This is a genomic window from Novosphingobium sp., assembly GCF_036820275.1.
Taxonomy (GTDB): domain Bacteria; phylum Pseudomonadota; class Alphaproteobacteria; order Sphingomonadales; family Sphingomonadaceae; genus Novosphingobium.
Genome location: NZ_DAISLT010000001.1, coordinates 106,885 through 127,709 on the forward strand (window position 1 = coordinate 106,885; position 20,825 = coordinate 127,709).

Below are 20,825 nucleotides of genomic sequence, written 5' to 3' on the forward strand. Positions count from 1 at the left end.
TGTATGTCACCTGTGTTACGTTTGTACCGCTTGTACGATGCGGCCGGAACGGATCGCTTGTTGCCGCATTGCGGCTTATGGCAATGTGGCAAGGAATATCCGAAGCCTCGGCTTTTTCGTTTGACAAAGATGATCGGTTCTACGTGAAAGATTCTGAAAACACTGAATTTTCTTCAAAAGAAAAGCTTATCCGCGCAGTGTTGCAGATCTGGGCGAATCAAGGGCATTCGGCGGTTTCCGCTCGGGCCTTGTCGCGCGCCACGGAGTTGCCTACCTCCAGCATCTATCATCACTTCGGCTCTATGGAACAGTTGTTCCAGTCGGCGCAGGGTTATGCGCATGACGCGGCCCGTATCTGGTGCAGCCGGAAACTGGAGGAGATGAACGGCTGGCCGAAAAATGGAGGCGTCGATTCGCTCGCAAGGGCATTGGCGATTCTCATCGATGACTGGACGACCGAGTGCCGCGATCTGGCTTTCGCGTGGAGCCAGTGCCATCTCCTGGCCCAGCGTGACGAGACGTATGTCGCTGCGATCGACGCCTGGCGCGATCATTGGGCTGCATTCTGGAGAGAATTATGCGGGCAGGCCGGGCTCGGCCGCTTTGCGGCAATGACCTCTCACATCTTCGAGGCTACTGCCCAATTCCAGTTGATGCGCTGGCATCGTACTATCGATCGTGCCGCACTCGACGAGTTCTGCATGGGTTGGGGGCGGTGGCTGGCCGGCGAACTGGCCGAGGAGGGGCCTTGGCGACGCCATGCGCGCGAACAGGCACTGGCTTCGGCACCGGAAGTCGCGGTTCAGAACGGCGTCGCAGCCGCGATCTCGATCGCGGCTGCCGATATCGTCGAAGAAGGCGGTGTTGCGGCCCTTACGCACCGGGCCGTAGCAGCGCGGGCGCAAGTGACGCTGGGGGTGACGTCCTACAATTTCCGGACGAGTGCGGACCTGGTGCGCGCGGCTTTCAACGATATCTACCAGCGCTTGATCCAGCCTTTGGAAAAGCCGGTCACGCCGGTTGATCGTGACGTTCCCATCGTCGCATGGCGGGATTTCGGGTCGCAGCCCCGGCGTCTTGCCGCGATGGAGGAACTGATGCTGGCCGTGGCGCAAGATCCGGACTTGCGCGATTTCGCCCCGCAACTGCGCTATCTCCGGGGGCGAAGCAGCAGGACGCTACTGGCCGGGAAACTGGGCGGAGACGCGCCGATTTCGCCGCTCGACGCGGCCATCTATTCCTGCCTGGTTTCCGGACAGCGCCGCGCCTTGATCGGACGATCCGAGGCTGAAATCCATGCCAACCTTGATGAAATGGACTTGCTGATCGCAGGCTTGCGGGCCGGGTTGTGAAATCGCGGCGCCCGATCAGAAGTCGGGCGCCGCGATCAGGTCAATCAGAAGCTGGCGCCCACCGAGAACAGCACGGTGGAGCCGGCAATCTGCGAGCCATTCTTCGTCGAAGAGAAGTTGGGCTGCAGATAGGCGCTCTGCGACTTTGAAATGTCGGTATCGACATAGGCGACGCCCAGCGTCACCGGGCCGAGCGCGAGATCTGCGCCGAGCATCCAGTCGAGATACTCGCCGGTCGGGGCGACGCTGGTACCGTTGGGGCCAAGGCCCGAGTTGCCGTTGGAATAGCCGAAGTGCCCCTTGAGGGTCAGCGGCGTGTTGGGAATGGCGGTATTGCCGTCAAGCCAGAGATAGACGTTGTCGGTCTTGGCACCGAAATTGCCGATGCCGTCGGCATAGTCCGCACCGCTGGCGTAGACCTTGCCGAGTGCCTGCTGCTTGGGCGCGTAGGCCACGCCGGCGAGCAGGTTGGCCGGGCCGACCGTACCGGAAAGCTTGACGTAAGGTTCGGCGAAGTCAGTCTTGTCGGCGCCGCCCGGATACATGTACCAGGTCAGGCCGACATCGAGCTTTACGCCGCTGGTGATCTCGGTGGCATAGCCGCCGACGAGGTCGAGTTCCATGTTGGAGCCGCCGAAGGTGCCCCACCCGGCAAGGTTCGAACCCCAGGTGGCGACATAGAGGCCGCTCTCATGCGAGACGGTGATACCTCCCTGCACAGCCATTTCCTTGTCGGTCTGGGAGACGCCGCGGAAACGGTAGTCGGACACGAGCCCGACGGAGCCGGACACGGTGATCTCGCTCGGAGCTTCTTCCTGGGCCATCGCCGGAGCGGAGAATGCCAGGCCGGAAGCAGCAAGGCCGAGCAGGCCTGCGGCAAGACGGATTTTCATATGGAACGCCCTCATGTTGACTTTGTCGCGTTCCATCCTGCGGCCTGTTTGCCGGAGCCTACATGCGTGGCGGCTCCGTTTCAGACAGACTTGTATGGATTACCGTAATTTATGCTCTTCAGCCAGAGGAAATTATAATAAAATACCGCCAGACCGGAGCTGATTGTGCGAAAAGGAAATTTATCAAAAAAAACGGGCGGTCTCCTGAGAGCCGCCCGGTAAAGGGAAGGTGCGGATGACAGTGCGTCCGCACGATACGAGAAGTGAAGTCCTGTCGGCCGCGACCTCAGGCGGCGACCGGCAGCGGACGCAGGATCGGCGCGGGGCCGGTCACGCGGTCCGAATGGCCGCTTTGGCGGCGGCGGTTGAGCCATTCGCTGATCGTCTCGGCCGTGGTGTGATCCATGACTTTGAGCTGGCCAAGGTCGAGATGGACCGGGCGGCCGTGCGGCAGCTTTTCCAGCACCTTGTTGAGGCGGGTGAGGCCGAGGAAGGTGGCACCGCCACCCAGTGCGAGGCGGGTCGCTTCGCCGGCCTCGTGCTCTTCGACGTGTTCCTCGACCTTGAGCTTCAGGTTCCGGAAGTGCGGAGCCAGTTCCAGCACCGTCAGGGCCAGCCCGACCAGCACGCCGGTCAGCAGGTCGGTGGTGATGACGAGGGCGAAGGTCACCGCCCAGATCACCGCAGGGAAGGCGCCGTAGTTGTGGAACAGATGACGCACATGGCTGAGGCTTACAAGGCGCCAGCCGGTCACAACCAGAACGCCGCCCAGTGCCGCCATCGGCACTTCGCGCAGCAACCAGGGCAGCAGAGCGATGAAGGCGAGAATCCAGGCGCCATGAAGGATCGTCGAAAGACGGGTCTTGGCACCGGCCTGGACGTTCGCCGAGCTACGCACGATCACGCCGGTCATCGGCAGGGCGCCGAACACGCCGCAAAGCAGGTTGCCGATGCCCTGGGCGCGCAGTTCCTTGTCGTACTTGGTACGCACGCCGTCATGCATGCGGTCCACCGCGGCGGCCGAAAGCAGCGTTTCGGCACTGGCGATGAAGGCGATGGCAAGCGCGGCGACGATCAGCGCGGGATTGGCGAGCGGGGCGAACCAGCCGGTGCTGGTGGGCAGCGCGAAGGCGGCGCCGATCGATTCCGGCACGGCAATGCGCGCGACGTCGAGGCCCATGGTCCAGGCCACGGCGGTCGCCGCGACGACGCCGAGAAGCGCACCGGGGACGAGGCCCATGCTCTTCGGGCGCACCTTTTCCCAACCGAGCATCACGGCCATCGTCAGCACGCCGAGCATCAGCGCGAGTTCGGTGGAAGCGAAATTGGTGGGATCCAGGCCGAGGATGCGCGCGGGCATCATCGCCATGTTCTCAAGTCCGCTCGACATCGGCTTCTGGTCGAAGAGGATGTGGAACTGACCGATGACGATCAGCGCGCCGATGCCGGCGAGCATGCCGTGGACGACCGCCGGGCTGATCGCGCGGAACAGGCCGCCAAGGCGAAGCGCGCCCGCGACGAGCTGGAACACACCGGCCAGCAGCAAGACCGGACCCAGCGCTTCGAGGCCGTGCTCGCGCACGAATTCGAAAACGATAACGGCGAGACCGGCCGCCGGGCCGCTCACCTGGAGAGGTGAGCCTGCCAGAAGGCCGACCACGAGGCCGCCGATGATGCCGGTGACGAGCCCCTTTTCAGGCGGCACGCCCGAGGCGATGGCGATACCCATGCAGAGCGGCATCGCCACGAGGAACACCACGATGGATGCGGTGAAATCCCGTCCGAAGTGGGCGAAAGGCCCGCTCTTGGAGGGGCCCTCGGCCGAAGCCGGGGAGGAGGGGGTGGAAAGGGCGGAGGTCATTCCGCTGCCTCGGCGAATTCGATGGCGACGCGGGCCTTCGCGGCGAGCGCGACCGGCAGCGGGGCATCTTCGCGCAGCGGCACGAACTGGCCGGTGTCGCCGTCGAGACCCAGGACTTGGCCGGCGTGAATGTCGACGAACCAGCCGTGCAGCGTCATTTCGCCGCGCGCGATGGCCGCGGCGACGGCCGGGTGCGTGCGCAGGTGGCTGATCTGGGCGATGATGTTTTCGAGGGTGATCGCGCGGACGCGGTCATTGCCTTCGAGTTCGCCGTGGCAGGTGCTGACGATGTGCTCGGCAGCCGCACCGTGCTTGAGCCAGGCAGCGACGTTCGGCATCGCTTCGAGGCCGGTGGGGTCGGCAAGCGCCTTCATGGCGCCGCAGCCCGAGTGACCGCTGATGATGATGTCGCGCACGCCGAGCGCGGCCACCGCGTATTCGACCGTGGAGGTCACGCCGCCGTTCTGGGTCGCGTAAGGGGGCACCATGTTGCCGGCGTTGCGGCAGACGAAGAGGTCGCCGGGCTGGGCCTGCATGATCTGCTCGGGGACGATGCGCGAGTCCGCGCAGGAGATCATCAGCGCCTTGGGTTCCTGGCCCTCGTTGGCGAGTTTGCCGAACAGTTCGCTGCTGGCGGGGAAGATGGTCTTCTCGAAGTGGAAGACGCGACCGATCAGTTCGTTCACTCTCGTAACCTTTCCTTGTTTTCGTTGTCTGGTGCTCCGCGCTCCGAAGGGGGAACACGAGACACGGAGCTTGTCATGGAAAGTACGGGTCGCGATTTTCGATTGTCGTTCGCTTTTGTCAGGAAATGTTGCTGCGCTGCAGCGGGGATGAAAGAAAATTCATCGAATTGCGAGGGTATCCGGGGGTTTTCGAAGGCTGCTCATTTTGTGTCGCGCTATTGCCGAACCATAACAAGCGGTTAAGCGAAAGTGTCACCCTTGCTGCTTTGCAGCAGGAAATTTATTGCGCTGCAAGCGGCAGACGAATTGTGGCGCGCAGTCCGCCTTCGGGGCGGTTCCTCAGGTCCAGCGTACCGCCTTCCAAACGCACGGCCTTGCGCACGATCGGCAGGCCGAGACCCATTCCGGCGGTGTCGCGCGCACGTGCGGTATCAAGGCGGATGAACGGTTGTAGCGCGTCGGTGATGCGATCTTCGGGAATACCGGGGCCGTCGTCGTCCACGGTGATCTCGGCCGCACCGCCGTCCTTGCGAAGCCCGACGCGGACATTGCCGCCGTAATGCAGTGCATTCTCGATCAGGTTCGACAGGGCACGGCGAATCGAGACCGGGCGTGCCATGATTACCAGGCTGGAAAGGCCCGAATAGGATGCATCCGCACCGCGATCGGCGGCGGTATCGACGAGCGTCTCGGCCATGATGGCAAGATCGATGCGCTCGGCCGGGATTTGTGTGCCTCCCGTATCGACGTAGGCCTGGATCGAATCGAGCAGCATCCGCATCTCGTCGATGTCATGGTTGATGCCGTCGCGAACGACCGGATCGACCTCGCCGTCGTCCAGCCGCAGGCGTATGCGCGAAAGCGGGGTCTTCAGGTCGTGACCGATGGCCAGCATCGTGTGCGTGCGGTCGAGCATCGACTGATGGATCCGCTCCTGCATCTCGTTCATTGCGCGGATCAACTCGCGCATTTCGTCAGGCCCGTGTTCGGGGACCGGGCGCGGAGGACCCGCGTCGAAATGACGGGTAGCGCGCACCAGCGAACGCAACGGATTGAGCGCGGCGCGCAAGAGCAGCCAGGCCAGCGATATCAGCAGTACCGTCGGCAGCACGAGGCTGGCGAAGCGGCCGATGCTGAGTTTCCAGGCCGAACGGGCATGGGTCCGGAAATCCAGCACCCCGCCGTCCACCAAGCGGAGCGAACCGCCGATATTGCCTTCGCGCGGGATCGATTCGAGATGGAGTTCCAGGTCGCTATGCGCGAGTTCCGGCTCCATCTCGATCACTTGCGCGCGCAAGTTGGCAAGGCTCAGCGAGCCGCGATAGCGCTTGCTCTGGTCGGTCAGCTTGAGCGAGAACTTAGCCGTGCTGAGCGCGGTCGTGACCGCCTGCCGCTCGCCTGCCGCCGAGTGCTCGACGGCGCGGCGCGCCAGCACGAGGTTCTCGGCAATGCGCTGGGCATCGTCGCGGCGCAGTTCGAACGTATTGGCGCGTTCGAACAGAACCGTGTTGCACACCACGTCGATGACGAAGACCAGCAGGAGGACCGCAATCAGCCGCTCGGGCAGACCGAAGCGCCGGAACAGGCGAAACCGGCGCAAGGACATCAGGCGCGCGTGACCTCGGCCTTGAACATGTAGCCGACGCCGCGGACGGTCACGATCGGCGATTCCGCGCCTTCGGCCTGAAGCTTGCGGCGCAGGCGGCTGACGAGCACGTCGACGCTGCGATCGGAGCTGTCGCCCAGGCGCGAGCGCGAAAGTTCGATCAGGCGCTCACGGCCGAGTACCCGCTGCGGATAGGCGAGGAATGTGGCGAGCAGGTCGAACTCGGCACCGGTCAGGTCGACCATGGCCCCGCCGGGCGAGCGCAGTTCGCGGCGCGCCATCGACAAGTTCCAGCCTTCGAAATGGATCGATTCGGGGGTGCGGCCGTCGGCAACGGCGTCGCTGCCGGTGAAATCGGCCGAGGTCGGATTGTTGCCGCCGCGGCGCAGGACCGCGCTGACGCGGGCGGCCAGTTCGCGGGTGCTGAAGGGCTTGGCGAGATAGTCGTCCGCGCCCAGTTCGAGGCCGAGAACGCGATCTTCCTCGCTGCCGCGGGCGCTGATGAAGATCACCGGAATGTCGCATTCGCGGCGCAGGCGGCGGAACAGGTCGAAGCCGCTGGTGCCCGGAAGCATGATATCCAGAACGACGAGGCTGACCGGGCCTTCGCGCAAGGTCACCCACATTTCCGCACCGGTCGCGGCGGTAAGCACGTTGAAGCCGGTCTGGCGCAGGGCGCGGGCGGTCAGCGTGCGCAGGGGGCCGTCGTCCTCCACGAGCAGGATCGTCGGGGTGGGCATCGGGCCGTCATCGAGATGGCGATAAATGGGGGCTGTGGTGTTGCTCATCGTCTCTTCTTGATCAAATGTAGTTTTTCGGGTGCGGCTTGGCAAACCCGACCTGCAATTTCCCGGTGGCGGCTGGCCGGGATCGCGCGCCGGAAGCGGCGGTGTCGAGGGCGCTCGCCGTGAAGAGATATCATGCCGTCAGGTTGCCTTTTTCCTGGGGCGGAACTTGGCCATGCAGCATGTCTTGGTTTGTGCGGAATTGTTACGAAATGTTTCTGCTGAGAAGTGCTTGGAAACATTCCGGAAAACATTGAGCAATGCGCGTGGTGCGCAATCAGGTTCCGCGCAGGAGGCACTCATCCGGGATGCTACGCAGAAATTCCGTGCAGTTCCAGAGGGCGTGGTCGGGAATCCCTGGACGGCGGACGAAAGTGAAGGAAATCGCATCTACAGCCGTTCCGGACAGAGGCATCGCCTGCCCGGAACGACTGGGATCGGTCCAGCCGATAAAGCGGCATTCCTGTAGTCCGGCGCAGCGTTCTTCGGCCAGGCGCGGGAACGTTCCGGGCGCGTCGGCGGGAACGACAACAAGGAAAAGTCCGGCATGGGGCTTGAAGGTCGGTGCGCTCCCCGGTGCTTCCGACAGTGTGGGCGGTGCTTGGCGCGCTGGACCGCCGTGGGCAGGAGATAGCCCGGCGAGCTGTGCCATTCGCGGTTCCCGCCCGGCATGACGTTGAAGGAAAGCGGCAGGCGAACCGGTCGTTCCGCGCCAACGGAAGAACAGGTGCGTCTTGACGACCGCGAGCTTGTCCATTGCGCGGTCCCAAGGTGGGCTGACCCAATCGGTATGGTAGTGCGTGGCCTGGCCGACGGTAGTTTCGACGCGTCCCAGCAGCATTTCGGCAGCGGTCTCGCGCGCCTCCAGCCAGTGGCGCGGCGAAGGGCGATGACGCTCCAGCGAACCGTCGCAGGTAAACGTGAACTGGCAACCGGTCGCACGTTCCGCGCCGGCAAAGACGACGCCGCAGATCGTCGCCGGGAATGCGGCATGACGCACGCGGTTGAGCACGACTTGCGCCACGGCGCGCTGATCGAGTGCTCCGGGACCGGCCTCATAGTAGTCGGCAGCGGCAAGGCAGTCGATCGCCCTTGCGCGGTCCTCTGGACCAGCTTCGAGAATGAAGGGGCGGGAGGATGTAAGCGCGGCCGTGGCAAGCGGAATCGCTGCGTTGAAAGCGCGGACGTGTTCGATGGCCGCCGCCTTTGGACGCGAGGGTTCAATGTCAGGCTGCATGATGCGGTGCGGTCTTGCGGAAAGGCCATGGTCCGGAAGCCGCTCGACCGGGGCCAGAGCCGATGCGAAGAGCAGCAGCGAGGCGCGAAGCCGCGTCATGGGCGCGGCTTCGCGCTCATGCGTTCTGGTTGGCGGCAGCGGGATGTGCGGCGTCGATCACGCGAACCGGGTCATCCGGGGATGATATCCGCCCGGGCACGCGGGTCGCGCGAAGCAGGCTTCCAGCCATGACGAGGATTTCCTCGGGCAGCGGATGGCTGATGAAATGCACCGGGCTGGCAGTGAGACCGTAAGCACCGCTGTTGTGCACGGCGAGCAGGTCACCTTCCTCGATCCGGGGCAATACGATCCCGCTGGCAAGGCGGTCGATCGAGGTGCAGAGCGGGCCGACCACGTCCAGGGGGGCACACGGCCCGTCAGGGGCCTTGCCGATCCGATGCATCCGGTAGTTCCGGCGCACGACCATCCCGAAATGACCGGAAGCCGGGAGGTGGTTGTTCATCCCGCCGTCGCAGATTGCAATGCGCCTCCCGCGCGAGACTTTGGTGGAGATCACCCGCGTGACCAGATAGCCCGCCTCCGAAACCAGATAGCGCCCAAGCTCCAGCACCATTCGCGTCCGGGCGAAACGCGGATTTTCCCGCAGAACCGCCAACTCGCGGTGCAAGGCGGTGGCGACGACGGACAGGTCGAGTGCCGTGTCGCCCTCGTGATAGGGCACGCCGAGGCCTGAGCCCATGACCAGCATGTCCGGCACCACGCCATGAACCGAACAGAGACGGCCGAAGATCGTCAGAAGGTGGCGGTAGGTCTCCGCGATCACCTCCGGTTTCAGGCACTGGGTACCGGCATAGATGTGAAATCCGGCGAGAAGGAGACCGGGAAGCGACTGGATTTCGGCGATCGCCTCGTCTGCATCCTCGATGTCGATCCCGAAGTGGGTCGGCCGTCCGGCCATCTGGTCGCCGAACCCCCTGGGAAGGCTCTCCGGCGAAATACGCAGGAGCACCGGCTGAACCCTTGCCGCCTGCCGGGCGATCCGGTCTGCAAGGCGCGCTTCGCGCAGGGACTCCAGCACGAGGTGGCCGACACCGGCACGGATCGCCTCGCTGATCTCGGCCTCACGCTTGCCCGGACCGGTGAAGCTCAGCAGCGCGGGGTTCCATCCGGCTTCCTGCGCCAGACGTAGTTCTCCGGCCGAGGAAATGTCGAGCCGATCGATCGCACCGGAAAGCCAGGCCAACAGCGTGGGATTGGGATTGGCCTTCACGGCATAGCTGAGTTCCAGCCTTTCACCGAAATTTTCCCGCAGCAGGGCGATGCGCTGCTCGATCCGTTCGGTGAAGTAGACGAAGCAGGGGGTGCCGAAACGCTCGGCCGCCTTTTCCAGAAGGTCGTCTTCCTCCTCTGGCGTCATGCCGCCAGTTTCCGCGCGAAATCGAGTATCCGGGCGGCGGTATCGAAATTTTCCAGCGTCACGTCCTCGGCGCGGATTTCGCTGCCGGTCTCGCGCTCGACGAACACGATAAGGTTGAGCATCGCGACGGAATCCAGCGCGCCGCTGGAGAACAGTGGGGTCTCGGCATCCAGATCGCCATCGAGCGCGGCGAACTCGGCAATGCTGCGGATCAGGGTGTCTTCGGTCAGGGCCATTGTCGAGGGGTCCTCAGAAAGCGGGAGAAGGCGGCGCCGAGGGCTGGCAGGCGCGGATCACTTCGGCGCGCGCAAGTTTGCCGCTGGCAGTGCGGGGCATATCCTCCGGCCAGACGTGGATGCGCTGCGGAACCATGTAGCCGGGCATCACCGTCCGGCAATGCGTCAGCAGCGCTTCGCGCGTCGCGCCGCCCAGCAGGGTCACGGCGACCTGGACCGCCTGGCCCAGCATCTCGTCCTGAACCCCGAAGGCGACGACATCGGCGGCAAGGCCGCTGCGATGGACGAGGTCTTCCACTTCGTCCGGACTGATGCGGTAACCGCTGGTCTTGATGAGAGCATCGTTGCGGCCGACGAACCACATGTCGCCGTCCTCGTCGATGCGGACGATATCGCCGCTGTAGACGACGGGTTCGTCGCCGATCAGGCCGAAGAGTTCGGGGCAGGGCCGGATCTTCTCGGCAGTCGCCTCCGGACGGTTCCAGTACCCCTGACTGACCAGAGGCCCACGATGGACGAGTTCGCCCTGTTCGCCGGGCCCCGCGATGCCCATGCCGTGCCGGATCACGAAAACTTCGGCGCCCGGAACGGCCCGGCCGATCGACCCCATCTTCGCCGCGAACCGTTCCGGGGCGAGATAGGTTGAGCGGAAAGCCTCCGTCAGGCCATACATGAGGAAAATCTGCGTATTACGTAAGATATCTGGCATCATTTCGAGAATGTTGCGCGGTATCTTTCCGCCTGAATTGGTCACATAGCGCAGGGCTGGAAGCGGTGTGGGCGTAACCGCGAGCAGGCGCACAAGCTGGATCCACAGCGGCGGAACGGCGGCAAGACCGGTCACGCCATGGCGTTCGAGCGAGCGGACTATCTCGCTGGCCATCGGCACGGGCTGGTGCACCACGCTGCCGCCCACCAGCATCATCGTCGTGAGCTGGTTGAAGCCGTAGTCGAAGCTGTAAGGCAGCACGCTCAGGACCCGGTCGGCTGCGGTGAGGTTGAGGTATTCCGCTACGGAACGCGCACCTTGCAGCACATTGGCGTGGCTGAGCATCACGCCCTTGGGCTTGCCGGTCGATCCCGAGGTATAGACGATCGCGGCGAGATCGTCGGGATATCGGGGCAGCGGTTCGAAGCGATGGTCAGGAAGGGAGACCAGTGTTTGCAGCCCCTCCAGTCCATGCCCGACATCGACAGGCAGGATACGGGCGGGATCGATGTGGGACGCAATGAGCGTCCGGGCCATGGCAGGCTCGACCACCAGCAGGGCGGCTTCACAATCCTCGGCGACGAAGCGGACCTGTTCGGCGTTCCAGGCCGTGCTGATATCGACCAACACCGCGCCTGCCCGGGTGACGCCGAGCAAAGCCTCCACCTCGGCAACGCCCTTGCGCACCTGCACGAGAACCCGGTCTCCCGGACGGACACCGCGCGCGGCGAGATGCGCGGCGACGGCATCCGCGCGGGCATCCACTTCGGCATAAGTCGCCTCGCGGGCGGGGTCGATGAGGAAGACCTTTTCGGCACGCTCCGGCAGGTTAGCCGCGAAAAGTTCGTGAAGGGTCTCGGGCCTCATCGCAGCGGCCCCAGTCGCGGATAAATCCGGGCCGGGGAGCCGACGACGATCGAGTCCGAGGGCACATCGGTGGTGACGGCGGTATTGGCGGCGATCCGCACCCGGTCTCCCACCCGGATCGCGCCGAGCACGGTCGAGTTGACGCCGATGAAGACATCGTCGCCGATCACCGGAGCGCCCTCACGCATGTTGGAGCCGATGGTGACGTTGTGCATCACTCCAAGCCGGTCGCCGATCACCGCGTCGGGGTGGATCGAGAGCGACCCCTCGTTATTGACGATGTGGAAGTCGCGGCCCAGCGTGGCGGCGGGGGGGATCCAGATCTTGGTCAGATTGGCGAGAAAGAGATTGGCGAAGCCGTAAGTCCGCGAGACCAAGGCACGGGCCAGCGGATGGCGCAACCCGCGCCCCCAACGCCCGTAGCGATAAAGGGAGAGCGACAGGAAGGCCCCGCTCAGCAACGTGCCGCCGTGGCGCCGGTAGTCGCTCCGGAGGGTCGACCATGCATGCGGGCGCATGGCCACGGGGGCCCTCTCAGACGAGATCGAGCGTGCGCTCGATCTCGTCGACGTCTGCTGTGAAAGCATCCTTGGTTCCTTTCCCCACCACCAGGGCATAGTCCTGCCCCTGCCGGTCGGTGAGCAGCTTGAGCGCCGATACCGCTCGGCTTGGCGGCTGGATGACGAGGGCGCAGGCATCGGGCGGCATTGCCACCAGTCCGTGCACGAGGTGGCTGCCTTCTACCCCGGCGACGACACGCGCGCCGCCACAGGCGCGGACGATCTCGGCGAGGTCGGCGTGGCTGGGATCGAGCACCTGGAACCCGCGCCTGGCCGCCAGGTGTTCGGCGATGCGGCGCTCGCCGGCCAATACGCGGGCATCGCCGCTGGTTCCGCGCAGCAGGAAAGTGCCGGGGTGGCGCGGCGCGCTCGCATGCACGAGCCTGCGCCGCATCGCTTCGGCGCGCTGACGCTTGTGTTCGTTATGGCCGCCGTCGTCGAAGATCACGAGATCACGGAACAGCGCCGAAGTCCCGCGTGCGGGCAACATGTCGAGCGCGCGTTCGTATTGGGGCAAGTGCCCGTCCGGCCCGTGCGTGGTGAAAGGTATGCCTGCGCTCTCCGTGAGGCGATAGGTCAGGCAATCGTCGCTCAGCCAGTTGCCGAACCAGCGATTGCCGAGCCAGGATTCGTAGAGCGCCATGCCCGCCTCCTCGCACGGGGCGAGAGCGAGCGGCCTATAGCGCGCGCGTTGCCGCAAATGCCGCACGGCCCCCGCTGCCTGGAGCACGCCGTCATGGAGGAGCACGTTCCTGAGGCGATAGCCCATGGTCGCGGATTGCCGGGAGCCGAAGCCCCCCCGGAAATGCTGCACGACTTCGCCGATCGACGCGAATTCGGCTCCGGCGATGCGTTCGAGCTGCCCGGGCAGGTATTTCGCGGGAAGAACCTCCAGCGTGGTGCCCGGAGCGATCTGCCACCGTTCGACGGCAGCGGCAGCGATGTCCGGCAGGGACCGTCGCAGCAGTCCTGCCGTCATCGTTGCCGCCGGCCGCAAGGACAAGGCCCGCCGTGGAGCGAAGCGAACCGGCATTGTGTCCTGCGAACGGGTCAGGCCGGGAGTCATGGCCGACGAACTCCGGCCGGGCGCCTTGCGTCCGTTTCCAATGACAGCAGGCGTGGCAGTCTCGGCAAGGCATGTCTCCGCAAATTCGCATCACGTTCGCATGCCTCGGCGGCGGAGCGCATCCGGGGGAAGGGGACCCCATGGACCACTGCTCAAATCCCATTGGGAAAAGTCGCAATGCCCGGCCGTTCGGTCTTGCGCCATAGTCCGGGCATGACGAGCAATCGGGACGGAGCGGCGCCACGGGTAGCCTACCTCACCAATGTCTATCCCAAGATCAGCCACAGCTTCATCCGCACCGAGATCGCCGCGCTGGAGCGCCGGGGCTATTCGGTCAGCCGTTTCACCGTGCGCCGCGCGCAGGAACGGTTCGGCGATCCCGAAGACCGGGTCGAAGCCGGGCGAACCGAGGCTTTGCTGGAGGATCGCGTCGGTCTGGCCGGGGCGGTCGCGGCCTGCCTCGTGACGCAGCCGCATCGGGTGGCGGGAGCATGGAGACTGGCGTGGCGGTCGAGCGGCAGGCGCATGATAACCGCCTGCGCCTATTTTGCCGAAGCGGCGCTGCTGGCGCGGCGGTTGCGGCGGGACGGCATTCGGCATGTCCACGTCCATTTCGGGACCAACCCCGCGACTGTGGCCCGGCTGGCGAGCCGACTGGCGCCCGTCACTTATAGCCTCACCGTGCATGGGCCTGACGAGTTCGACGATCCGCGCGGCCTCGATTTGCCGGGCAAGATCGCCGAGGCGGCCTTCGTGGTCGGCATCTCGCGTTTCGGGAGGGGGCAGTTGATGCGCTGGGCGGCGCTACCTGACTGGGCGCGCATCCAGGTCGTGCCCTGCGCCGCCTCGCCGTGTTTCCTCGCGCCGGAAGGGCCGCTCGCAGACATACCCGAACGGCCGCACTTCCTCTGCATTGCCCGGCTCAGCGCCCAAAAGGGGCTTCCCCTGCTGATAGAGGCCGCGGCCATGGTCGCCGCGCGTCGGCCGATCACGCTCGACATCATCGGCGACGGCGAGGACCGTGCGGCAATCGAACGACAGATCGCGCAAGCAGGTCTCGGCGGCGTGATAGGGCTGCGCGGATGGGCCACGCCGCAAGCGATCCGGGCTGCCATCAAGGACGCCCGCGCACTCGTGGTGCCGAGTTTCGCCGAAGGCCTGCCGGTCGTCATCATGGAGGCCATGGCCTGTCGTCGCCCGGTCATCGCCACGGCCATCGCCGGAATTCCCGAACTGGTGGACCGAAGTGCGGGTTGGCTGGTGCCATCCGGCTCCGTGGAGGCACTTGCCGCCGCTCTCGACGCCGCGCTGGACGCGAGCGCTCGGGAACTTGCCGCCAAAGGCGAACAGGGGCGCCTGCGGGTGCTCGAACGTCACGATCCGGAGCGCAGCGCAGCCAGGCTCGCTGCCCTGCTGGCACCGTTTCTCTAGAGACCGGCGGGCGGGATCAGTTTCAGCAATCTCGGCAATTGCTGCCGCCAGAGCGCGGCGCGGCGTTGCCGTTCGGGCAGGCGGCGGACCATCCATTCGATATCCTGCCGGGACAGTCCGGTCCGTTCGCAGAGGAAGGGATGGCGGGGCGGACTGGCGAAATAGCTGTAGAACAGCGCGGCCCGATCGCGCGAGACGGCCGGCTTTCCGCGATGGAAGTAACGGGCCGTATCGCAGAACACCACGGTGCCGCGCGGTCCTTCGCAGCTGACGATATCCTGCTCGTAACCCGGCCCGAGACGATGTTCGAGTTCAGCGTCGTCGGACAGGGCATAGGTGAAACCCCGAGTATCGTCCTGGAGCGTATCCGGCCGCGAAATCTGCTGAAAGGGGCCGCCCGCATCATCCACATCGTGAAGATAGACCGCGACTTTCAGCATCCGGCGGTCTTCCCAGTCGCGGTGCCACTTGCGGGTGGAGATCGCCCGGCCGTCCGCTACCGTGTAGTTGATCGCCACGCCGTCGTAAGCGGCCTGGAGACCGAGATAGGCCTCGGCGATATCGAGCAGCCGCTCCTGAAGGCCCCAGCGATAGATCATGGCATTGCGTACGATACGCTCGGGCGGGACGATGATGAAAGGGCTTCCCGCAGCGGCAAGGCGGCGGGCGGGCTGCGCGAATTCTTCCGCCAGCATGGCTGAGCGGGCGAGAATCTCGTTGCTGCCCGGAATGCCCAGCGCATCGAGATCCGTTACGTGGATGCCCCGCTCTGCGAGGTCCGAGACGACTTGCGCATCGATCCGCCCGAGACGGGGCAGCGCAGGTCGGTGGCGCAGCAAAGCCTGCTCGTAGCGGTGTCCCAGCCAGCCGCGGACATGCGGCTGGTTGAACAGCTTGAGCGTCGTTCGTGCGGGGAGGTCGCGCAGCCAGCGGCTGTCCCTGGAACCGATCATCCTGCCTCATCCGTCGCATCGCGGTAATAGCCGTAGTCGCCGAGCCGCGCCGGGGCGGAGAGCGCCATGTTGAGGATCGAGCCGACGATCGGCGTTGCCCCGAGCGCGTTCGACACTTCGAGAACGCCGCACTTGCGGCTGCGCCCCTCCTGCGCGACCAGCAGCACGCCGTCGACGGTCCGCGCGATATGCAGGAGATCGTCGCCGATCAGCGCCGGGGGCGTATCGATCAGGCAGATCGCGGCCTCGTCCTCGGCGGCGATGTGCCGGAGGGCATGGCTCAGCCGCGGGGAAGCCAGCAATCGCTCGGCGCGGGGATGGGGACGACGGGCGCGGTGGACGGCGAGATCGAAGCCGTCGATCTCCATGGCGGTATCGCGCCAGGCCGCTTCTCCGGCGAGGTAGTCGTCGATGCCCGGCCTGTCGTTCATCAGGCCCAGCCGGGCGCCGAGGCTGGGGCGTCGCAAGTCCAGTTCGACGAGGACGGTCGGTCGTACCCGGCTGAGCACGGCTGCAAGGTTGGCCGCGACATGGGTCTTGCCGTTGCCTGCTTCCACCGAGGTGATCGCCAGCACGCAGTGCCCGGTCGCCTCGACATGGGCGAGCAGGGCGGAACGGATCATGAAGAACGGATAGAGCTGCTCGCTCATCTGGCCGAAGCCGAAGACGTGGCTGGCAGCGAGATGCTCCGGATCGAGCGTGACGGTCGCGGTGCCTGCCTCGTCGCGCCGGCGTCGCAGCGGCGGAATTCCGGGTTCCGCGTTCATGGCCTCGTTCCCCCGCGCAGGCCTGGGACATAGCTTTCCAGTCGCGAGGCGAGCGTGCGCGCCAGCTGCGACAAGCGCGTCTCCTCGGCTACCCGCGGCACTACCCCGAAGCAGGGCACCTGCATCGTCCGGGCCAGGGTATCGGCGCCGTGGATCGTGCCGCTCAGCAGTTCGAAGGCGAGGATCATGCACAAACCGAAGCCCGCACCGCCCGCCAGCCCCAGTGCGAGTAGCATGACCGGCTTCAGGCCGAGCGGCTGAAGCGGCAGGCTGGGCTGATCGACGACGGTGAAGCGCTCGCCCTTGTCCTCGGACTGGAGGTTCGCAGCGACTTGCGCTTCAAGCTGCTTCTCGCGCAGGGAATCGTACTGGCGCTTGATGTTGTCGTACTCCCGCTCGATCATGTTCAGTTCGTAGGCGGCCTGGGGGGCCTGGGCAGCGCGCTGGTCGAGGTCGGCCATCGTGCGGATCAGTTCGGAGCGGCGGCTCGCCAGCACGTCGATCCGCTGGCGGCCAGCGACGATCTCGGTTCCGATCACGTTCGATCCCGGCGGAGGAAGATGCGAAAGCAGCACTTTCTGGCGCTCCACTTCGGCCCGCGCGGCGATGACATCCGGAAAAACGTCCGAATGGACCGCCAGAAGCTGGGCGAGCCGGTCCTCGGCGCGGCGCAGTCCATCGGCGCCGCTCGGGGGGGCCTGTTGCAGTTCCTGTTGCCGCGCGGCGAGCAGGCCGTTCTGCTGGACGATCCCTTGCGTCTCGGCATCGGTGCGCGAGATCTCGGCGCGCAGCGCGGAACTGGACTGGGCGCTGAGGGCGACGCTGCTGGGCAGGGCACCGGCATAAAGCGCTTCCACTTCGCGCCGCTTGTCCTCCAGATCGCGCAGCTGACGGCGCAGTTCCTCCGAGCGGTTTTCGAGAAAGGCGGCGGTGCCGGTCGCCTGCTCGGTGCGGAACCGCTTGTCCTCCACGAGGAACATGCGGGTGAGTTGCTCGGTGACGTTGCGCGCCTTGAGCGGATCGGGATACTTGAACGAGAGTGTGAAGGCGATCGTGCTGCCCCCGCCCCGCGCCTGGTCGGCTCCGACCAGATCGACCCCGATATCCCGGCGCATCATGTCGAGAATGCCGGGAAAATCCATGGCCTCGCGTTGCTCCGGATAGAGCCCGTTGCCACGGATCAGCCCGGCCAGGCTGTCGCGGCTGACGATCTGCTGGCGGATCTTGGCGATGCGCTCGTCGGCGATGTCCGTTAGCGGCGAGGCGACAAGGCTGGTCGGGATCTGCGGGGAATCGATCAGCAGTGTCGCAGCGGACTGGTAGACGGGCTGACGCAGCGCGATGGCGATCCCGGCCGCGAGCAGGCCGAGCACGACCGGCGGGATCATCCAGCGCCAACGGCGGCGGAACATGGCCAGTATCTCGGCCGGATAGATACCGACGCTGTCCGGATCGATGCCGCGAGAAGCGGAAGCGGGTGGCGGGTTCATCTGCGCGGTATCCGGTAGATCAGCCCGGCGCGGACCGTCATCGCATGCAGCCGATCGGTCCCGAGGCCGGTTCTCTGCTGATACTCCGCGCCGCCATAGACGGCGAAGCGGCCATCGAGACGATGCTCGTAGCGGGCATCGAGGGTCAGTACTTCCAGATCGGGTCGGGCGATGCCTTGCGGCGAACGGCGATACTCGCCTCGTGCCAGGACGGTGCCGCGTTCGCTCGTTCGCCAGTCGAGGCTGGTGGAGGCAGAGACTTCCCGCTGGATGCCGCCGAAGCTGGTGACGATGGAAGCGACCGCGCCCGAAGCGCAGAAGCGGATGTGGCCCGGTTCGTGGCAGATGCCGACGTTGCCCGAGAACTGTACCGGACCGGCCTGCCGCCCACCTGCCGGTTCGAGGCGGGAAATACGGGTCGCGCCGGCCTCGACCACCAGGTTCCAGGCCTTCGGAAACCGGCGTGTCGCGCGTGCTGCGAAAGCCCAGGTGCGCGGATCCCCGCCGGTGCGCGACCGGCTGGCCAAGAGTTGCCCGGCGAAGCCCAAGGTCGTCGCCGGATCGATCCTTCGCTCGGCACCGAAATCGAAGAAGACGGCGCTTGTCGGTGCCAGCAGCAGCGACCGGCGGGGCGCGATGCGGTTCCAGCCGACGCGTCCGTTGAAAGTGGTGAGCGTGCTGGTATTGTAGGTCAACGCCTGCGATATCTCGTAGCGGTCCTGAAGGCTGATCGGATCGATGGCACCGTCGAGGCTCGATGCCAGCGCTTCGATTGGCAGGATACGCTCGAACGAGGCTTCGGTTCGAAACGAGAGATATTCGTTCCGGCGTTGCGCCAGCGCCAGTTCCAGCGACCCGCTCAGGAACTCGCCGTATTCGCGCGCGTATTGCCGATAGGTCAAGCTGCCGTCGGTCTCCAGGTTCGTTCGGTGGTCGAGCGCCCATATCGCTTCGGCTTTTCCGGCGATCTGGCCGCCCAGCGTCAGCGCCTCTTCGCCGGGACGCAGGAAGGGGTTGCTGGCACCGAAAAGGCTCATGTCCACCTCGATATGCGGTTGGCTCTGCGCGCAAAGCGGTCCGGGCAGCAGGACGGCAAGGATGACACCGAGAGGAAAGGCCGGACCATGGGGGCGCCGCGTCACGGAACGACGAGAACGTCGCCGCTGGCGAGGGTCGGCAGCGGCTCGGCGAGATTGCCGGGATCGAGGCTGCGGCCGCCCTTGAGCAGGCGTTTGAGCTGGACCGGCTCGACCCTCTGGCCTTGCGGGGTCTGGCGCAGGATCACGGCATGGCCAAGGTCGGCGAAGTCGGCCGTCCCCCCCGCCATGCTCAGCGCCTGGAGCACGTTCGGCGCGGTGCCGCTGGTGAAGCTGCCGGGACTGCGGACTTTGCCCAGTACGTAAAACCGCATGCCGGTCGCCTCGCGCACTGATACGGTGACGTCGGGCGGCGCAGTGCGGTAGTTGAGCGAGATGCGCTGGCGGACTTCAGCGGCGATGTCGGAAACGTTGCGACCGCTCGCCTTGATGGTGCCGGCAAGCGGGAAGGCGAACGTGCCGTCGGGCTGAACCAGCACCTGCCGCTGCATCCGCTCCTCGCCCCAGACGAAGACGTCCAGTTCGTCCCCGGCATTGACGGTATAGCGGGACACGGCGAGCGCCGCACCTGCCCCCGTCGCCGAAACCGCCGCCGCTGCGACCGTCTCGCCGGCCTCCTGGGCCGCGACGGGAACCGGCGCGAAGAGCAGGAGCACTGCGGCGGACATCTCGGAAAGCGGAAGCGGGATGCGAGAAGGGAACACGATACCTCCCTGACCGACGGCTGTTCTCGTGCGGTCCGAGACTTAGGCTATCGGCAGCGCCAAACACCCGAAATCGTTGGATCGGAGGGCGGTCTTCACGGGTCGGAGAATTCGCCAGTCCCGAAAATCGCCTCTTCGGAAAAGACAGGTCCACAATTGGGGCAGGCGGATAGGGGAGCGCAGTAGCCACAAGAGATCGGCGCACGGCCCTGCTGCATAGTGGCCCGCGGGGAGAAACGTCATGTATCTGGAAAAGATCCACAAGGGACCGGGGCCTTTCGAAGCGACCGATCTTCGGGAATTGATCGGACTTTTCGGTCCGGCTTTACCACCCGAAAAACCGCAAACGGTGGAATTCCTCGACCTCGCCTTCGACGCGGTCGACATGGCGGGGGCGCTCGATGCGATCCTGTCCCGCCCGGCATCGGCGCCTTTCGCCTATGTGGTGACGCCCAATGTCGATCACGTCGTACGCCTGCAACGGCGGCGCTCGGATCTCTGGCCCGCCTATCGCGGTGCCTGGATGACGCTCTGCGACAGCCGCATCCTCGCGAAGATGGCGCACGCGGTTGGACGCGACTTGCCGGTCGTGACCGGCAGCGACCTCTCCGCTGCCCTGTTCGAACGGCATATCGGCGCCGATGACCGGATCGCGATACTTGGCGGCGATGCCGAGATGGTGGAGCGGATTGCGGCGCGCTACGGGCTTCGCGACGTGCGGCACTACAATCCGCCGATGGGCTTTATCCGCAGCGCGCGGGAGGTTGCGCGCGCCGTGCGTTTCCTCGCCGAGGCACAGGCCCGCTACGTCTTTCTGGCGGTGGGATCGCCGCAGCAGGAGATCGTCGCCCGGCGTCTCGCCAAGACGCGCGGCGCGACCGGAACGGGCTTCTGCGTCGGGGCCGGGCTTGAATTCCTGACCGGCGACCAGGAACGTGCGCCGCGCCTCGTACAGCGCATGTCGCTGGAGTGGCTCTACCGCCTGGCCTGCGACCCGCAGCGGCTCTGGCGCCGTTATCTGGTGGAAGGTCCGCAGATCTTCCGGATACATCAGATCTGGCACCGCATGGCGGTCCGCACCGCCGGAGGGCACCCCCGCTGAAGTTCC

The 20,825-nt window shown here is 65.6% G+C and carries 19 protein-coding genes; 3 read left to right on the forward strand and 16 right to left on the reverse strand.

Translation table 11 applies throughout. The features are described 5' to 3' along the window. The first annotated feature begins 77 nt into the window (after nucleotides 1-77). Nucleotides 78-1,352 (forward strand): TetR family transcriptional regulator, encoded by a 1,275-nt coding sequence (locus V7066_RS00395; RefSeq protein WP_334181270.1) that lies wholly within the window; start codon nucleotides 78-80, stop codon nucleotides 1,350-1,352. A gap of 44 nt (nucleotides 1,353-1,396) precedes the next feature. On the opposite strand, the gene V7066_RS00400 is transcribed toward V7066_RS00395, so the two are convergent. From V7066_RS00400 to V7066_RS00450, 11 genes are all read right to left on the reverse strand, one after another. Continuing rightward, nucleotides 1,397-2,245 carry a TorF family putative porin gene (locus V7066_RS00400; RefSeq protein ID WP_334181271.1) on the reverse strand — a complete coding sequence of 283 codons (849 nt, stop codon included), beginning with the start codon at nucleotides 2,243-2,245 and terminating at the stop codon, nucleotides 1,397-1,399. Between the two features lie 286 nt (nucleotides 2,246-2,531). Next, a complete protein-coding gene (locus tag V7066_RS00405; RefSeq protein WP_334181272.1) occupies nucleotides 2,532-4,106 on the reverse strand; it encodes a SulP family inorganic anion transporter in 1,575 nt (524 codons plus the stop codon). Beyond that, a complete protein-coding gene (locus tag V7066_RS00410; protein ID WP_334181273.1) occupies nucleotides 4,103-4,792 on the reverse strand; it encodes a carbonic anhydrase in 690 nt (229 codons plus the stop codon). Before V7066_RS00410 ends, V7066_RS00405 begins: the two co-directional genes overlap by 4 nt. A gap of 280 nt (nucleotides 4,793-5,072) precedes the next feature. Beyond that, the gene (locus V7066_RS00415; protein ID WP_334181274.1) at nucleotides 5,073-6,398 is read right to left on the reverse strand and encodes an ATP-binding protein; all 1,326 of its coding nucleotides are present in this window, start codon (nucleotides 6,396-6,398) and stop codon (nucleotides 5,073-5,075) included. Further along, a complete protein-coding gene (locus V7066_RS00420; RefSeq protein WP_334181455.1) occupies nucleotides 6,398-7,138 on the reverse strand; it encodes a response regulator transcription factor in 741 nt (246 codons plus the stop codon). The genes V7066_RS00415 and V7066_RS00420 overlap by 1 nt, the downstream gene beginning before the upstream one ends. A gap of 322 nt (nucleotides 7,139-7,460) precedes the next feature. Then, complete coding sequence (locus tag V7066_RS00425; RefSeq protein WP_334181275.1) at nucleotides 7,461-8,519, reverse strand: cell wall hydrolase; 1,059 nt, start codon at nucleotides 8,517-8,519, stop codon at nucleotides 7,461-7,463. A 16-nt stretch (nucleotides 8,520-8,535) separates the two neighbouring features. Further along, nucleotides 8,536-9,837 carry a type III PLP-dependent enzyme gene (locus V7066_RS00430; protein ID WP_334181276.1) on the reverse strand — a complete coding sequence of 434 codons (1,302 nt, stop codon included), beginning with the start codon at nucleotides 9,835-9,837 and terminating at the stop codon, nucleotides 8,536-8,538. Next, the gene (locus tag V7066_RS00435) at nucleotides 9,834-10,073 is read right to left on the reverse strand and encodes an acyl carrier protein (protein WP_334181277.1); all 240 of its coding nucleotides are present in this window, start codon (nucleotides 10,071-10,073) and stop codon (nucleotides 9,834-9,836) included. Before V7066_RS00435 ends, V7066_RS00430 begins: the two co-directional genes overlap by 4 nt. 13 nt (nucleotides 10,074-10,086) lie before the next feature. Next, entirely contained in the window at nucleotides 10,087-11,649 is a 1,563-nt protein-coding gene (locus V7066_RS00440; protein ID WP_334181278.1) for an AMP-binding protein, read from the reverse strand. Then, the gene (locus V7066_RS00445; RefSeq protein WP_334181456.1) at nucleotides 11,646-12,167 is read right to left on the reverse strand and encodes a serine acetyltransferase; all 522 of its coding nucleotides are present in this window, start codon (nucleotides 12,165-12,167) and stop codon (nucleotides 11,646-11,648) included. Before V7066_RS00445 ends, V7066_RS00440 begins: the two co-directional genes overlap by 4 nt. Before the next feature lie 16 nt (nucleotides 12,168-12,183). Continuing rightward, the gene (locus V7066_RS00450; RefSeq protein WP_334181279.1) at nucleotides 12,184-13,188 is read right to left on the reverse strand and encodes a glycosyltransferase family 61 protein; all 1,005 of its coding nucleotides are present in this window, start codon (nucleotides 13,186-13,188) and stop codon (nucleotides 12,184-12,186) included. 264 nt (nucleotides 13,189-13,452) lie between these two features. Here V7066_RS00450 and V7066_RS00455 point away from each other — a divergent pair, with 264 nt between their 5' ends. Further along, nucleotides 13,453-14,706: a glycosyltransferase gene (locus V7066_RS00455; protein ID WP_334181280.1), complete on the forward strand. Its 1,254-nt coding sequence runs from the start codon at nucleotides 13,453-13,455 to the stop codon at nucleotides 14,704-14,706. On the opposite strand, the gene V7066_RS00460 is transcribed toward V7066_RS00455, so the two are convergent. From V7066_RS00460 to V7066_RS00480, 5 genes are all read right to left on the reverse strand, one after another. Next, the gene (locus V7066_RS00460) at nucleotides 14,703-15,659 is read right to left on the reverse strand and encodes a hypothetical protein (RefSeq protein WP_334181281.1); all 957 of its coding nucleotides are present in this window, start codon (nucleotides 15,657-15,659) and stop codon (nucleotides 14,703-14,705) included. The two genes, V7066_RS00455 and V7066_RS00460, sit on opposite strands and share 4 nt — an antisense overlap. Then, nucleotides 15,656-16,426 (reverse strand): CpsD/CapB family tyrosine-protein kinase, encoded by a 771-nt coding sequence (locus tag V7066_RS00465; protein WP_334181282.1) that lies wholly within the window; start codon nucleotides 16,424-16,426, stop codon nucleotides 15,656-15,658. Before V7066_RS00465 ends, V7066_RS00460 begins: the two co-directional genes overlap by 4 nt. Beyond that, a complete protein-coding gene (locus V7066_RS00470) occupies nucleotides 16,423-17,916 on the reverse strand; it encodes a GumC family protein (RefSeq protein WP_334181283.1) in 1,494 nt (497 codons plus the stop codon). Before V7066_RS00470 ends, V7066_RS00465 begins: the two co-directional genes overlap by 4 nt. Further along, nucleotides 17,913-18,953 (reverse strand): hypothetical protein, encoded by a 1,041-nt coding sequence (locus V7066_RS00475; protein ID WP_334181284.1) that lies wholly within the window; start codon nucleotides 18,951-18,953, stop codon nucleotides 17,913-17,915. Before V7066_RS00475 ends, V7066_RS00470 begins: the two co-directional genes overlap by 4 nt. 101 nt (nucleotides 18,954-19,054) lie before the next feature. Beyond that, on the reverse strand, nucleotides 19,055-19,717 hold the full coding sequence (locus V7066_RS00480; RefSeq protein ID WP_334181285.1) for a polysaccharide biosynthesis/export family protein: 663 nt from the start codon (nucleotides 19,715-19,717) through the stop codon (nucleotides 19,055-19,057). Between the two features lie 241 nt (nucleotides 19,718-19,958). Here V7066_RS00480 and V7066_RS00485 point away from each other — a divergent pair, with 241 nt between their 5' ends. Beyond that, nucleotides 19,959-20,819 (forward strand): WecB/TagA/CpsF family glycosyltransferase, encoded by an 861-nt coding sequence (locus V7066_RS00485; protein ID WP_334181286.1) that lies wholly within the window; start codon nucleotides 19,959-19,961, stop codon nucleotides 20,817-20,819. Nucleotides 20,820-20,825: the final 6 nt, after the last annotated feature.

Coding starts and splice junctions, on each gene's coding strand:
- V7066_RS00440 (WP_334181278.1), bottom strand. CDS start 11,649: ATGAGGCCCGAGACCCTTCACGAACTTTTCGCGGCTAACCTGCCGGAG.
- V7066_RS00485 (WP_334181286.1), top strand. CDS start 19,959: ATGTATCTGGAAAAGATCCACAAGGGACCGGGGCCTTTCGAAGCGACC.
- V7066_RS00460 (WP_334181281.1), bottom strand. CDS start 15,659: ATGATCGGTTCCAGGGACAGCCGCTGGCTGCGCGACCTCCCCGCACGA.
- V7066_RS00395 (WP_334181270.1), top strand. CDS start 78: ATGGCAATGTGGCAAGGAATATCCGAAGCCTCGGCTTTTTCGTTTGAC.
- V7066_RS00415 (WP_334181274.1), bottom strand. CDS start 6,398: ATGTCCTTGCGCCGGTTTCGCCTGTTCCGGCGCTTCGGTCTGCCCGAG.
- V7066_RS00455 (WP_334181280.1), top strand. CDS start 13,453: ATGCCCGGCCGTTCGGTCTTGCGCCATAGTCCGGGCATGACGAGCAAT.
- V7066_RS00400 (WP_334181271.1), bottom strand. CDS start 2,245: ATGAAAATCCGTCTTGCCGCAGGCCTGCTCGGCCTTGCTGCTTCCGGC.
- V7066_RS00430 (WP_334181276.1), bottom strand. CDS start 9,837: ATGACGCCAGAGGAGGAAGACGACCTTCTGGAAAAGGCGGCCGAGCGT.
- V7066_RS00420 (WP_334181455.1), bottom strand. CDS start 7,138: ATGCCCACCCCGACGATCCTGCTCGTGGAGGACGACGGCCCCCTGCGC.
- V7066_RS00445 (WP_334181456.1), bottom strand. CDS start 12,167: ATGCGCCCGCATGCATGGTCGACCCTCCGGAGCGACTACCGGCGCCAC.
- V7066_RS00405 (WP_334181272.1), bottom strand. CDS start 4,106: ATGACCTCCGCCCTTTCCACCCCCTCCTCCCCGGCTTCGGCCGAGGGC.
- V7066_RS00470 (WP_334181283.1), bottom strand. CDS start 17,916: ATGAACCCGCCACCCGCTTCCGCTTCTCGCGGCATCGATCCGGACAGC.
- V7066_RS00425 (WP_334181275.1), bottom strand. CDS start 8,519: ATGACGCGGCTTCGCGCCTCGCTGCTGCTCTTCGCATCGGCTCTGGCC.
- V7066_RS00475 (WP_334181284.1), bottom strand. CDS start 18,953: ATGAGCCTTTTCGGTGCCAGCAACCCCTTCCTGCGTCCCGGCGAAGAG.
- V7066_RS00450 (WP_334181279.1), bottom strand. CDS start 13,188: ATGACGGCAGGACTGCTGCGACGGTCCCTGCCGGACATCGCTGCCGCT.
- V7066_RS00435 (WP_334181277.1), bottom strand. CDS start 10,073: ATGGCCCTGACCGAAGACACCCTGATCCGCAGCATTGCCGAGTTCGCC.
- V7066_RS00465 (WP_334181282.1), bottom strand. CDS start 16,426: ATGAACGCGGAACCCGGAATTCCGCCGCTGCGACGCCGGCGCGACGAG.